Origin of the sequence: Alteribacter populi, assembly GCF_002352765.1 — a bacterium.
Lineage (GTDB): Bacteria > Bacillota > Bacilli > Bacillales > Salisediminibacteriaceae > Alteribacter > Alteribacter populi.
Map to the genome: position 1 here is coordinate 859,938 of NZ_KZ293963.1, position 13,402 is coordinate 873,339.

Consider the following 13,402-nt stretch of genomic DNA (forward strand, 5'->3'; position numbering starts at 1 on the left):
TTACACCTACACAACTATCGTATGATTATAAAAAATAGGCGTGCTACCAAAATTAGGTTTCCCGAGAAATAGGAGGTTCCTTTTTACGAGTTAGCAGCTTCGTTGTATACTAAGGTATGTGCACATTACTAAAAGGAGCTCATCATATGATAAGAAAAATACTGGTCACTTTGTTTTACATAGGAATTGCTGCCTTGATCTATGTCGTACATGAACCTCTTTTACAATGGATCAACCAAGCAGATCGTGAGTATGCATTTGTCACTGCATTAGTTGCTACGCTTATGTCTCTTTTTCCGGTCATCCCTTATCCTATCGTCGGTGGCGTCATTGGAGCTGCCTACGGTCCGGTATTAGGTGGGTTGATTATATGGGCAGGCTCGAGTATCGCATCGGTCATTATGTTTTCGATCGTGCGTTACGGTTATCAAGATTGGGGAGTGAAAGTGTTACACAAGTATAAATACCTAGGTAAATTAACGGTTTTATTTGAGCGGAATGCCTTTATTACCATTACACTACTACGAATGATTCCAGTCATTCCATCGATTATTATAAATGTGTACGCTGCATTGAGCAGAGTGCGGTTTCTATCCTACGCCGTGGCTTCATCTCTAGGTAAAATCCCTTCAATGATTCTTTTTGCACTCATCGGACATACGATCGTGACCGATCCAAAAGAAATTGTATATATGGTTGTCGTTTATGGGACTTTTCTAACAATGATGTACGGAGCATACCGATTATGGCAAAAGCGAGCCGAGGCTAATTTACATCGTGAACAAGAATGTCAAACTGGCCGTACATCATAAAAAGTAAATACTAAAACAGGGTAGACCTTCAAATATGGTCTACCCTGTTATTTTTATATACAGAAGATGAAGTTTTGAGCCTATAGCATAAATTATTGCCCCAATGAAGCCGCCCAGTGTATTTAAAATGACATCATCAACATTAGCTACACGAAACGTAAAGAAATATTGATTTACTTCTATAAAAATCGATAACATCATTGCGAGAAAAGCGACAGGCAATATTCCTAAATAAGAGCGCCTCCAACGTTTATATACGAGAGGAAGTAAAAAGCCAAATGGAATAAACATAATCACATTCCCTAGGAGAATTCGTATTGGATTCGTAAGATCGGGACTGTAGTAATAAATGTTATGAATACTTAAAAGTGGCACGACATTTAAATTCCTGCCGTCAGTGCTAACTGGACCATAAGAAGAACCATAATTCCAAGCAAAAAATGTGATATAGAAAAGTGATGCGAGGTATATAAGAAAAAGAAGAGTAACGAGTGACTTTGACGTCGGTGTTCGTTTTTGGTTCGCTTCTTTGGTTTTTTGGTTTGTTTTCTTCGTATTTGAAGTTGCCATATTGTCACTCCATTCTCCGAACTGCTTGATTATGCGTCCCTCCATTATCTTATGAATGATTTACGTTTGACAAGTCATTTTTTTATAAAATGATTATCCCCGTTGCTCAGAATTATGAAGGCATGAGACATGTTTACTATTTCACTTTTAATTATGGCTCTTTTCGTATGTATTGTTGCTTTTAATCTTCGCAGCTGAAATAAACTGCGACATCACCTACCGCTTCGGAAATACACTACGCTTTCCGCGGAAAGCGACTATCCGGAGCGGAAATCAATCTACTTCTATGTCGCAGTTTATATATTTTGTGTCAAGAACAACAATCTTTTAGAAAACAGCCTTAGATTATAAAGGACCGAAGACACCACGACACTTCTGTGGAAGTATAATATGCTTCTAATATGAATGATTTCTGAGCTAATGACATACTCATATTTTATAATTGAGGACAAAACAGTTACTTACTACAGAACTACAGCTTGGTTACGAATGACTTAGGAAAGTTCCAGCCCTTTCGATCGTTTAAATGCCCCGATACCCGAATTCTATATCCACGCTCTTAACAAAAACACACTGATACATAGAAAAACTGCCACTAGTCCAGTGACAGTTTTCAGGAGCAATCTACTTTCCTTTTGGAGGAATATACTCAGGGTTTTCATTGCTTTTTGTATTCATTTTTTTTCCTTTGTTGGAATCACTTTTTCGGGGCTGGGTTCCTAAATGATTGGGACGAAATTGGTCAAATTTATGGCTCACCGCTTTAACCTCCTTCCATATCTTTAATATGGCCGAAGGTTAAAGACCTATGCGCACCCACTGACTAGAGAGCATCATTTAAACGTTCTTGATGGCGCTTATCTAATCGTTGCTCAATTTTTTCCAGCTCTTTCGGATCATTTAGCAATTCTTGTTTATTTTCATTGATGAGATCCTGGAATCTACGTTTTCTCGTTTTCTTCACATTTATCACCTCTAAATCCATTTAGTAACCAGTATTAACATACTTGATGCCACTTCATACCTTTTCACACATTAAGAATGACCGAGAATCTGGTTTTGTTCTTCCTTGGACAGCTTTTTACTCACATAGACATTGTCTGCTTCATCTAGTGTAAATAAAAAACATTCAGAAGGCTCCTTTAAGCCATGATTCTGTAATTGCTGTTGGAGCCAGCTTTTTGTTTTGTGGCGTTTTAAGTTCTCTTCAACCACTTGTCCGTCCTGAATTAGGACCGCCGGGTACCCTTTAGATTTAGGGAATTGTCCCATATCACTAGGTGAAGTCGAGTCATCTTTCGTATGCTTTATGACACTAATTTGTCCATTTGATTCCAAAACAGCGTAATCTACTTCTGATAGATCAATTGCACTTTGAAGTCGTAAATCCATCATAAGTGATTCGACAGTGATCTTCATTCGTCTAAGTTCGTCATGAAAAATTTTCCCGTTTTTAATAAGGACGATCGGCTCATTCTCAATAACTCTGCGAAATTTCGGCATTTTTAATGCGATATGAGATAAGAAAAAGTGGATACCAGCAATTAAGGCTGCAGCCGATAGCGGTCCTGGAAGTGGAATTTGCCCATCTGCTAAAGGTTCACCCAGGATATCTCCAATAACAACACCGAATAAAAAATCAAGCGGATCGATATTACCAAGCGTTCTTTGACCAAGGATTTTGATCATAATAAAAATATATAAATATACGATGATACCCCGGATCAAATAACTGTAAACGGGCAAATCATGAGCGCCTTCCCAAAATTCAAACAATGACATCACCTTTTTTCATATTAAGAAAAACCGCCTAGCGGTCTTTTAATTTAAAACAGCATTAGTTCGCATGGTTTTAAGTCTCAAGGATGCTTTCCCCTTGAGACGAGTGACGTAATAGTAATTGTCCGCTCTATTCTTTCTTAGCACTTAAAAAACCCAAGAATATTGTGGGTCTTGAGTTTTAAACAAACTCTCACTGTTGAGGGTGATCATTTTCCATTTTTTTCACTTCATAATCAGCAAAGGTTTCTAACTCGGACGCATGGTTTTTTTTACCCTGCTTCTTCGCATTGTTATTTCGTTGTGCATTCGCATTACCTTTTTTTTGTCTTCCCATCTTCTCTCATCCTTTCACGTAGTTCTAACTGTAGTATGGCTTTGGCAATTTGTTATTATGTACTTAAAATCTTTTAAGATTCGGTATGTGAAATATTTGTTTTCATTATTTCGCTTTGAGATGAGTCCGATGGTAAAGGAAATGTTTTAGTTTTAGAGAAATAAAAAGTAAATTACTAATCCAGCTACTGATTATGGCGCTAGCGGATAACAATTTTTACATACGCAAAAATCCCCTCCTTGACTTAACAAGGAAGGGATTTTTATTATCTCTATTTTGTCTGCTTAGCTTCTTGTAAAGATCTGCGCAGAACCATTTGCAGGATGCCGCCGTGGCGGTAGTAATCAATCTCAACTTCACTATCGAAGCGAGCGAGTACTTCAAATGTCGTTTCTTTGCCTGTATCAGGATGTGTTGCTACGACTTTGACCATGTCACGTGGCTGAATGTCATTTGTGATTTGAACATCAATATGCTCTTTTCCTGTTAGTCCTAAAGTATCTGCACTTTCACCATCTTTAAACTGAAGTGGCAGTACGCCCATCAATACTAAGTTACTGCGGTGAATTCGCTCAAAGCTTTCAGCGATAACGGTTTTAATTCCAAGAAGGTTAGTACCTTTCGCCGCCCAGTCACGGGAGCTTCCCATACCGTAGTCTTTGCCTGCTAATACGACAAGATCCGTATCTTCTTGTTTATATTTCATGCACGCATCGTAAATTGCCATTACTTCACCTGTAGGCCAGTGTGTTGTATAACCGCCTTCTGTTCCAGGTGCAAGCTGGTTTTTAATACGGATATTAGCAAACGTTCCACGCATCATCACTTCGTGGTTACCACGACGAGAACCGTATGAGTTAAATTGAGATGGCTTTAACCCTTTTTCCATGAGATACTTACCAGCTGGGCTGTCTTTTGCGATCGCTCCAGCTGGTGAGATGTGATCTGTTGTTACAGAGTCGCCTAGCTTAGCAACCGCACGGAGGTTATTTAACGCCTTCACATCTTCTGGTTCTTCACTCATATCTTCAAAGAATGGCGGGTTTTGAATATAAGTGGATTCCTCGTCCCATTTGTAAAGATCGCCTTCAGATGTTTGAAGGTTGTTCCATCGCTCGTTATTATCAAATACTTGCTCGTATTCGCGCTTAAAGAGTTGTGGATCAACGGCTTCGTCCATTGCCTTTTGAATTTCAGCATGACTTGGCCAGATGTCTTTGAAGTACACATCTTTACCATCTTTATCCTTTCCAATCGGCTCAGAGTGCATATCAATATCCGTTGTACCAGCTAATGCGTAAGCAACAACTAGCGGTGGTGAAGCCAAGTAGTTAGCTTTTACAAGCGGGTGAATACGTCCTTCGAAGTTACGGTTTCCACTAAGTACAGAAGAAACAGTCAAGTCATTGTCGGCAATGGCTTTTTCAATTTCTTCAGGTAGCGGCCCGCTGTTTCCGATACACGTTGTACATCCATAACCTACAAGGTTAAACCCTAATTCGTCAAGATATTTCATTAATCCAGCATCTTCAAGATAACCCGTTACAACTTTGGACCCAGGCGCCAAACTTGTTTTTACATACTCAGGTACTTCTAAACCGCGTTCAACGGCATTTTTAGCTAGAAGACCTGCTCCAAGCATGACGTGAGGGTTGGATGTATTCGTACAGCTTGTAATCGCTGCAATCGTAACTGCACCTGTTTTAAGCGTAGATTTCTTACCGTTTGGATGTTCAACTTCTACACTTTTATCGATTTCAGCTGGGCTTAATCCAAAGCCTTGGTTTCCAACAGGTGCACTTAAAGATTTGTTCCACTCTTGTTTCATTTCAGAAAGAGGAATTAAATCTTGTGGTCGTTTTGGGCCAGATAGGTTTGGCTCAATTGTAGATAAGTCCAACTCCACTACATCTGTAAAATGAGGCTCAGCTTTGCCTGGCTCATAGAACATGTCGTTTGCTTTACTGTATGCTTCGACTAATTTTACTTGCTCTTCACTACGGCCAGTAAGACGCATGTAGTTTAACGCTTCTTCATCAACTGGGAAGAACCCACATGTCGCTCCGTATTCAGGAGCCATGTTGGAGATTGTTGCACGATCAGCTAGCGGCATTTCAGCCAATCCTGGACCGAAGAATTCAACAAATTTACCGACTACATTCTTTTCACGGAGTACTTGTGTAACTTTTAATGCAAGGTCGGTTGCTGTAGCTCCTTCTGCTAAAGATCCAGTAAACTTCATTCCGATAACCTCTGGAACTGGGAAGTATGATGGCTGTTGAAGCATACCTGCTTCGGCTTCAATTCCGCCTACACCCCAACCAAGGACTCCGATCCCGTTAATCATGGTCGTGTGGGAGTCCGTACCTACTAGTGTATCCGGATAAGCGACACCTTCGTTTTCATGTACCACATTAGCAAGGTACTCTAAGTTAACTTGGTGAACAATTCCTGTTGCAGGAGGTACTGCACGATAATTATCTAATGAGTTTTGAGCCCAGCTAAGAAACTTGTAACGTTCTTCGTTACGTTCAAATTCCAATTCCATGTTGCGAAGGAGTGAGTTGGCTCCACCAAATTCATCAACTTGAACAGAGTGGTCAACCACGAGGTCAACAGGAATGGCTGGGTTAATTTGCTGAGGGTCTCCCCCCAAATCTGCCATTGCTTTTCTTAATGAAGCAAGGTCTACCACTGCAGGTACACCGGTGAAGTCTTGTAAAATAACCCGGGATGGTTTAAATGGAACATCGACATTCTTAACTTCATCAGTTCCCCATTTCGCCAAGTTTTGCACGTGTTCTTCTTTAATCACTTTTCCGTCGTGTTGACGTAAGACGCTTTCTAAGAGCACCTTTACAGAGTATGGGAGATTAGAAACGTTTCCAACTCCGGCATTTTCAATTGCTTTTAAATCGTAGTAATGATAAGTTTTTCCATTTGCTTCAAATGATTTCTTTGAATCGTATAAAGTTTTGTAATTCGACATATGTAATACCCTCCTTCACGTACTATCATATAACACATTTTCTAAATTGTCTAAAACCTTCGTGTAATAAAAAATCACAATATCACTTTTGTACAATAACACGTTTGGACAAATTTTTAAATGGAAACGCTTCATTTTATGTTTCTAAATATTCCCGATGTTGAAAACACGAAAACTGCTATTCAGTAAGGAAATATTGAACACCCTAAGCAAGAGTTGATACTGGAGGTGATAGTATGACGCGCGATAAAGCCAACCATATCCGTCCTGGAATGAATGATGCAAAAGCACAAGGTAAAGGGGCCGGCTACAACGAAGGTAATGGTCAAGAACCAATGTCGGCCGCTGAAAGGCAGTTCAACAAAAAGACGAAAAAGCGTAACTAACCCTTTTTGTCATGTCACACATTGCGTGGGAGCCTTTCAACTCAAATGATGGATTAGGGCAAATTTATTTGTCACATCTCACCATTTGAGACAACAATCTAAAATGAATGAGAGCTCCCCGTTTTCCCCGAGGAGCTCTTTACTAAATTGGCTCTTTTTTTGTTTTTGAGTTAAAAAAACGCTCAAAAAGCAACAAACTCACGACTTTCTTATTCCATCAACTGCTGTTGATACTGTTTTAATTCTGTTTCGTATTGTTTAAGCTGGCGTCTTTGATGTTCAGAAGCATTATTATAGGCCTTTTCAATGACTTGAACCGCTTCGTTTAATTCTTGTTCCGCCTGCTTATGATGGTGTCCGTAATCTGGATCTTCTTGATGAAGCTCTCCCATTGCCTCCTGCAGTTGTCCAAAGGCTTGCTGGGCTGCTTGAAAAGCCTGCTGTTTATTTTTATCAAATGGCATGTTAAACACTTCCTTTTTCAAGTAACTTTCCACTTGTAGTATGTGTTCAATAAAGGAGAGATGGAGTCGCAGAAGCTAGGAATTCCGAGTGACGAATAAGCCCTTGCGCATCTGCAACTACTAGCTTCCCGTACCTTTTGAACATCCATTTATAGTGTTATTCGATTAACATTTTTTATCCATGTAAGAAAAGGAAATGATTAGTTATTTCGTTTCATACTTCCTGCTCATTTAAAAACATTGAAAGGACAAACTAGTGATGAAAGGAGGTATTTTCGTGGAAAGAAATACGTATAAAGATCAACGAAGAAACCAACCGAAAAACAACCGATCTGGTCAGCCTAAGCCGATGTCAGGGTCTCATAAAGTTAAAAAAGCCAACCATGTAGGACAAACAGATGGAGAGAGCTAAGTGGTGCCTTTAACCACCACTGCCACTTTAAAACCCCGCTATGACTTTTTTCATAGCGGGTGAGAAGTGTGTGCTTTGTTAGTCATTTCAACTTAAGGAAAATTTAATGTCCATTTTTTGAGATAGCCTCTTCTGCATTTAAAATAGTTAATGCTTCTTTGCATTGTGTTAAGAGTTCAGGAATTTCATCGTAAGTGATGGTACGAAAATCCAGATGAAAATGATCTTCGATTACCCTGCCGATGACCGGGATCTTGGTTTGTCTCAGGGCATGGGAAAATTCACCCGCTGTGAACGTTCCACTCTTGAACTTCACTGCTTTTGATGGAAGTTTTACGACAGGCATCGTTCCTCCCCCTACTTGAGATTCTACATTTACAAGTTCACAATGAAGAGGCCATCCACTGGTTTCCCCCATAAACAACGCTGCTTTTTTTTCAACTTCTTCTTGCGACATCTTTATATCCCGAACCGTTGGAATATCAGTGGGATCACCATGAATGTACATTTGCAATGTTTGCTCGAGTGCAGCTAAAGTCATTTTGTCAACACGGAGAACTCTTGCAAGAGGATGCTTTTTCAAGCGGTTGATAATTTCTTTTCGACCTGAAATAATTCCGGCCTGGGGACCGCCTAACAATTTATCTCCACTAAACGAAACGATATCTGCTCCATTTTTTATCGCTTCTTTTACAACAGGCTCTTCCCCGATACCTTCATGTGTAAAAGGATACAACGAACCACTTCCTAAATCTTCGTAAATGAGAACGTTGTCATAAGCAGAAGTCAGTTGAGACAAGCTCTTTGTCTCAACATCAGCTGTAAATCCTACTGTTTTAAAATTACTTGTGTGTACTTTCATTATCATCGCTGTTTTTTCAGAAATAGCTTCTTCGTAATCAAATGCGTGGGTTTTATTCGTCGTCCCTACTTCCCTAAGTAGTGCGTCGCTCTCTTCCATTATCGTCGAAATACGAAAAGAGCCGCCAATTTCTACAAGCTCTCCTCTTGATATGATGACTTCTTTGTTTTTGGCCAATCCTCTTAGTATGAGGTAAACAGCGGCAGCATTGTTATTGACGACCATAGCGTCTTCCGCACCCGTTAACTCCCGCAATAAATGCTGGAGGATCGAATGTCGAGACCCTCGAATCCCTTCGTCAGTTTGATATTCCAGGTTACTGTAATGACGAGAGGTTTCTGCCACACGTTCAATAGCACTTTCACTCAGCCTTGCTCTTCCTAAATTCGTATGTAACACAGTACCTGTTCCATTTAGGACTTTATATAGACGAAAAGTACGGAAATTCTTTACTCTTTTTTCTGTTTGTGTAAGGATGTGATCGATAATGTGTTCACGCCTTGAAAATAAATGAGGCGAATCGGAAATGTCCTGTCTCACGCTAGCTAATTCCTCTTTAAACCATTTAACTAACTCGGTTTCAGGAATTCCGTCGTTTTGAATCCAGTGCCTAGTCATTTTGTCGTTTTGTAATGCATGTACTGGAGGCAATAATTGCAAATTCAAAGTAAATCTTCCTTTCGAAAAGGTTTAAAAACCATTACTTACCATAATAAAAAGACCCGTCTTGGTTATGATAACTATTGAAGAGAAAGTCACACGCTTTCTTTTCAGAGGAGATGCAGGTTTGCACCATCGACGTGTCTAGAACGAACCTTTAAGACTTCTTGAGGGGTTGTGGTGAGCTTGTACAAGTAACAAGCGAACGTGACACACGTTCAAGGTAACATCACATCATAAAAAATGAGGTGTTCCCGAAAGACAAAAATCGATAGTACCCCATAGCTGTATCGACTCTTTCGAAAAAGGTGGTCACATTGCTGACCACCTTTTTCATATGAAAAAAGTAATGAATTGAGAGCGGTCAACTTAAGAAAAAGAGCTATTTCAAGGTCAATACCTAAAACGAGTACCCATAAAAAAAGTCCGTATTATATAAACGAGCATCCTTCGCCAATCTCTCCCCATATTCCTCTATTATACCCAAAAGTTCAGGGGTCTGTCCCCGTACAATTTTTTAGAACGATTTTTAAAAGGCTGTTCACTATGAACAGCCTTTAGGAATTATGCTTTGTTTTTCATTTCATTAATAACATCGTCTGAATCCGGGAATGAGCCTGTATCCAGTTTGGAATAGATTTTCGATCCGTTTACAGTAACTTCGAATGCACCGCCTGAGCTTGGAATCAACTCCATGGATTTTACTTCAGAACGGAAATGATTAAACAGGTCTTCTGCGAAACTCGCAGCTTTAGGTGCGTAGTTTCACTGCATGCAAAATTCAACGCTTACTCTGTAACTCATGAGATATGTCTCCTTTTTTGAATATTTTAATTACTCGGTCTTTAGTGTATAATATTATTTGTTTCATTTCAAAAGGCTGTACCATATAGATTGTTACTTTTTGAGGGCAAGCATTTACCTTGCCTAACGCTCAAATTAGCAACAATCAATGATAAAAAAGCCTTTCAAAAAACATGCCACTGAATGTAGTAGGAGGTGGGACGAATGACAAATGAAGAAAAACCGGTCAACGATCAACTGAAGCTAACCGCTCTTTCTACAAAAGCTGGCTGAGGATGTAAACTCAGTCCTAGCGACCTGGCGCAAGTTTTGCGTCATTTACCTGAGCCAAAACAACCAAATGAACGTCTCCTCGTAGGTCACGAAACATCTGATGACGGTGGTGTGTATCAACTTACAGAAGACATCGCCCTTGTTCAGACGGTCGATTATTTCACACCTGTCGTCGATGATCCATACGCTTTCGGGCAAATTGCAGCGGCTAATGCTTTAAGCGATGTCTACGCTATGGGTGGAGAACCAAAAACGGTATTAAATATCGTTGGATTTCCGATTAAAAAGCTGCCTCATGACGTGCTTGCTCAAATTTTAGCGGGAGCACAAAATAAAGTCGAAGAAGCCGGTGCCGTCATTGCCGGTGGGCACTCCATCGATGATAGTGAGCCAAAATTTGGTCTTAGCGTTACTGGTACGGTACATCCCGAGCGGATTTTTAAAAATATCGGTGCACAGCCAGGTGATGTGCTCGTGTTAACAAAACCAATTGGTGTCGGAATTGTTACGACAGGAATAAAACGAAATCAAACGAGCCCAGAGCAAGAATCTCTTGTAACAACTACAATGGCACAATTAAATAAACATGCTTGCGACGTATTAAAAAACTTTAACCCTCATGCCGTTACCGATATAACCGGATTTGGTCTGCTCGGTCATGCCTACGAAATGGCTAGCGGCAGTGATGTATCATTTGATATTAAGCTTTCAAGTGTTCCAATCCTGCAAGGCACTCATAAATTAGCCGCTGAAGGGGTTATTCCCGGCGGCAGTAAAGCGAACCATCGCTGGCTTGAAGAAGCGGGAGCTGTCCATTATACCCCTTCATTAACAGCGACTGAACAGCTCATCTTGTGCGATGCAATTACTTCTGGTGGGCTGCTTGTTAGTTTATCACCAACAGAAGCTGAATTATTCATAAACGAATTTAACCGAAAAGACGGATTTGAAGGGAAAGTTATCGGCCGTGTAAAAGATAAACTTAGCGTACCTATTGAAGTCGTTTAACCACAATCAACCCCAAAGTCCCGTAAGGATTTTGGGGTTGATTTTAACCGGCTATGCCCATTCTCGCTCAGTCTCCGATCTTTTCGTGAGGCCTAATTCATCCAACTTCTCTAAAAAAGGAACTAAGTACTTCCTCGAAAGTTGAAGCGCACCTTTTGCTTCTTGAAGGGTAAACGAAGAATCAGTATGAGTTTTCAGTAGGTCCACCGATAGGTCAAACGCCTCTCGGGACACAATATGCTTCTCATCAAGTTGAATAAACATTTGCTCTCTAATTAGGAAATGACGGAAATCATTTTTAAGATCACTTGGAATGCCGCCTTTTTCAACCGCAACCTCCCAAGAAGCCACTTCCATCCCTGCCTTTTTCAAGCTGGCTTCTACACTTCCCATTCTTGTTTTCCACTTCCGAGGGAAATGGCTGGAAAATGAAGGCACAGCCACAAACTGGTCCATCTGAACGAAGTGTTTTTCTTGTAAACCATGATTCAATACAAGCATTGCTAATGATTTTCCGTATGTCGATAGCGATTGCACGAGCTCCGCTTTGTTTATTCCGGGTCTCAGGGGAAAACTTTCGTGATAATCACTCAAGTCAGTCTTGATCAAATCAAGTATCTCTTCAAGAGTCACTTCAAGCAAAACATACTCCCCAAGTTGAATGAATGCTTCGTCTTTGATGAGCTCGACAAGCTCTGCTTTCTCAACACCAACAGCTTCCTCAATTCCACCAGTAGAGAGCCCTTTGTTCACTTTTAATACATCGATGACCCGGTCTTTAGGCGAGCCCTCTTTTTTCTTTTCAAGCATACGAACCGTCTGTTTACCAAACCGATACCGCTCCCCGTTCGGATCAATGACTACACCGCCTCCAATCGTCTCAACCGGTGTTGGCCGTCGTAAAATAAACCGGTCTCCACGTTTTGACACAACCGGCTCATCGAGACGGAGCTGACACAGAACGTGTTCTCCTTGTGTGAGCTCATTTCGATCAAAAAAGACGATTCGACCATGGACCTCTGCGGTTCCGATATGTACTTTTATTGGCGTGCGCTGTTTTAACGGCCAGTCCAATTGAGCCACTGTTTGCAAGTCAACGTCTAACACTTGTGTTGTTTGGTAGTGATTCGTTGAGACGAGCACATCTCCCCGGCGAATTTCTTCTTTTGATAACCCAGCGATATTTAAAGCTACACGCTGACCTGCAAGTCCTCGTTGTTTACGCTCATTATGAACTTGAAGCTGACGTGTACGTACTTTCTTTGTCTGAGGAAGAATTTCAAGCGATTCCCCTTCACGGACCTCCCCTTCGTAAACCGTCCCCCTAACGACTGTTCCTTGCCCGTGCACCGTAAATACTTGGTCAATCGGTAAGCGGAAAGCCCCTTTCGCATCACGTACTTGCACACCTTCCAACGTTTCGACTAATGCTTGCTTTAGTTTCGCAATCCCTTCTCCGTTCAAACTATCTACAAAGTGAAGTTGACCACCTTCAAAAAACGAACCTTGAAGCTTTTCTTCAACATCGGTTTCCACCAACATCCGCATTTCCTCGTCCACTTGATCGATTTTTGTGATAACAATCAACCCTTTATGTACCCCTAAAAACTCGAGAATTTCTAAATGTTCTACCGTTTGCGGCATGACCCCTTCATCTGCTGCAATGACGAGCATCACCAAATCAATCCCCGCTACTCCAGCAATCATTTGCCGAATGAACCGCTCATGACCCGGTACATCGATAATCGACGCGCCGATTTCTTCAGTAAGATTAACCGGGGCAAATCCAAGTTCGATCGAAATACTCCGCTCTTTTTCCTCTTTCAACCGATCCGTATCTACATTCGTTAATGCCTTCGTAAGGGCCGTTTTTCCGTGATCAATATGCCCTGCCATCCCTATCGTAAAATGCTTTTTCATACAGTCACCACGCTCCTCTTGCTCCTAGGTCTAGTTTATCATAATCCATTTACACGATTGAAAATTAACATCGGTAGATTATAAGTGCATTACGTTAAAAAACAAAGTATAATATAGGCTGTAATA

13 protein-coding genes and 1 pseudogene are annotated in these 13,402 nt (G+C 40.7%); 4 read left to right on the top strand and 10 right to left on the bottom strand.

Annotated elements, in window-relative coordinates; translation table 11 throughout:
- The first annotated feature begins 146 nt into the window (after positions 1-146).
- A complete protein-coding gene (locus tag CDZ94_RS04235; protein WP_096435275.1) occupies positions 147-812 on the top strand; it encodes a TVP38/TMEM64 family protein in 666 nt (221 codons plus the stop codon).
- A 39-nt stretch (positions 813-851) separates the two neighbouring features.
- Here the strand turns inward: CDZ94_RS04235 and CDZ94_RS04240 are convergent, their stop codons facing one another.
- The 6 genes from CDZ94_RS04240 to acnA form a co-directional block, all read right to left on the bottom strand.
- The gene (locus CDZ94_RS04240; RefSeq protein WP_096435276.1) at positions 852-1,382 is read right to left on the bottom strand and encodes a VanZ family protein; all 531 of its coding nucleotides are present in this window, start codon (positions 1,380-1,382) and stop codon (positions 852-854) included.
- Positions 1,383-2,006: 624 nt separating this feature from the next.
- Positions 2,007-2,141 (bottom strand): acid-soluble spore protein N, encoded by a 135-nt coding sequence (locus CDZ94_RS04245; protein ID WP_096435277.1) that lies wholly within the window; start codon positions 2,139-2,141, stop codon positions 2,007-2,009.
- A gap of 64 nt (positions 2,142-2,205) precedes the next feature.
- Positions 2,206-2,346 carry an FbpB family small basic protein gene (locus CDZ94_RS04250; protein ID WP_096435278.1) on the bottom strand — a complete coding sequence of 47 codons (141 nt, stop codon included), beginning with the start codon at positions 2,344-2,346 and terminating at the stop codon, positions 2,206-2,208.
- 71 nt (positions 2,347-2,417) lie between these two features.
- Positions 2,418-3,158, bottom strand: a complete 741-nt coding sequence (locus tag CDZ94_RS04255) for a DUF421 domain-containing protein (protein WP_096435279.1) — start codon at positions 3,156-3,158, stop codon at positions 2,418-2,420.
- A gap of 196 nt (positions 3,159-3,354) precedes the next feature.
- Entirely contained in the window at positions 3,355-3,498 is a 144-nt protein-coding gene (locus tag CDZ94_RS21505; protein ID WP_198520835.1) for a hypothetical protein, read from the bottom strand.
- A 271-nt stretch (positions 3,499-3,769) separates the two neighbouring features.
- Positions 3,770-6,487: an aconitate hydratase AcnA gene (gene acnA / locus CDZ94_RS04260; RefSeq protein ID WP_096435280.1), complete on the bottom strand. Its 2,718-nt coding sequence runs from the start codon at positions 6,485-6,487 to the stop codon at positions 3,770-3,772.
- Between the two features lie 236 nt (positions 6,488-6,723).
- Here acnA and sspO point away from each other — a divergent pair, with 236 nt between their 5' ends.
- On the top strand, positions 6,724-6,873 hold the full coding sequence (gene sspO, locus CDZ94_RS04265; protein WP_096435281.1) for a small acid-soluble spore protein O: 150 nt from the start codon (positions 6,724-6,726) through the stop codon (positions 6,871-6,873).
- 209 nt (positions 6,874-7,082) lie between these two features.
- Here sspO and CDZ94_RS04270 read toward each other — a convergent pair whose 3' ends face one another.
- Positions 7,083-7,337 (bottom strand): hypothetical protein, encoded by a 255-nt coding sequence (locus tag CDZ94_RS04270; protein WP_096435282.1) that lies wholly within the window; start codon positions 7,335-7,337, stop codon positions 7,083-7,085.
- Positions 7,338-7,614: 277 nt separating this feature from the next.
- Between CDZ94_RS04270 and CDZ94_RS04275 the strand changes: the two genes are divergently transcribed.
- Positions 7,615-7,749, top strand: a complete 135-nt coding sequence (locus CDZ94_RS04275) for a small acid-soluble spore protein P (RefSeq protein ID WP_096435283.1) — start codon at positions 7,615-7,617, stop codon at positions 7,747-7,749.
- A gap of 103 nt (positions 7,750-7,852) precedes the next feature.
- Here CDZ94_RS04275 and selA read toward each other — a convergent pair whose 3' ends face one another.
- Together selA and CDZ94_RS04285 are read right to left on the bottom strand one after the other, a co-directional pair.
- Positions 7,853-9,277, bottom strand: a complete 1,425-nt coding sequence (selA, locus tag CDZ94_RS04280; RefSeq protein WP_232735746.1) for an L-seryl-tRNA(Sec) selenium transferase — start codon at positions 9,275-9,277, stop codon at positions 7,853-7,855.
- A gap of 558 nt (positions 9,278-9,835) precedes the next feature.
- Positions 9,836-10,024 (bottom strand): annotated as a pseudogene (locus CDZ94_RS04285) (Rdx family protein); the annotation flags it as partial.
- Between the two features lie 255 nt (positions 10,025-10,279).
- Between CDZ94_RS04285 and selD the strand changes: the two are divergent.
- Positions 10,280-11,356 (top strand): selenide, water dikinase SelD, encoded by a 1,077-nt coding sequence (gene selD, locus CDZ94_RS04290; RefSeq protein ID WP_096435285.1) that lies wholly within the window; start codon positions 10,280-10,282, stop codon positions 11,354-11,356.
- Positions 11,357-11,407: 51 nt separating this feature from the next.
- Here the strand turns inward: selD and selB are convergent, their stop codons facing one another.
- Complete coding sequence (gene selB / locus CDZ94_RS04295) at positions 11,408-13,276, bottom strand: selenocysteine-specific translation elongation factor (protein WP_096435286.1); 1,869 nt, start codon at positions 13,274-13,276, stop codon at positions 11,408-11,410.
- Between the last annotated feature and the right edge of the window lie 126 nt (positions 13,277-13,402).

Excerpts from the sequence above, each read along its gene's own strand:
- sspO (WP_096435281.1), top strand. The coding sequence starts at position 6,724 with ATGACGCGCGATAAAGCCAACCATATCCGTCCTGGAATGAATGATGCA.
- acnA (WP_096435280.1), bottom strand. The coding sequence starts at position 6,487 with ATGTCGAATTACAAAACTTTATACGATTCAAAGAAATCATTTGAAGCA.
- CDZ94_RS04270 (WP_096435282.1), bottom strand. The coding sequence starts at position 7,337 with ATGCCATTTGATAAAAATAAACAGCAGGCTTTTCAAGCAGCCCAGCAA.
- CDZ94_RS21505 (WP_198520835.1), bottom strand. The coding sequence starts at position 3,498 with ATGGGAAGACAAAAAAAAGGTAATGCGAATGCACAACGAAATAACAAT.
- CDZ94_RS04235 (WP_096435275.1), top strand. The coding sequence starts at position 147 with ATGATAAGAAAAATACTGGTCACTTTGTTTTACATAGGAATTGCTGCC.
- CDZ94_RS04240 (WP_096435276.1), bottom strand. The coding sequence starts at position 1,382 with ATGGCAACTTCAAATACGAAGAAAACAAACCAAAAAACCAAAGAAGCG.
- selB (WP_096435286.1), bottom strand. The coding sequence starts at position 13,276 with ATGAAAAAGCATTTTACGATAGGGATGGCAGGGCATATTGATCACGGA.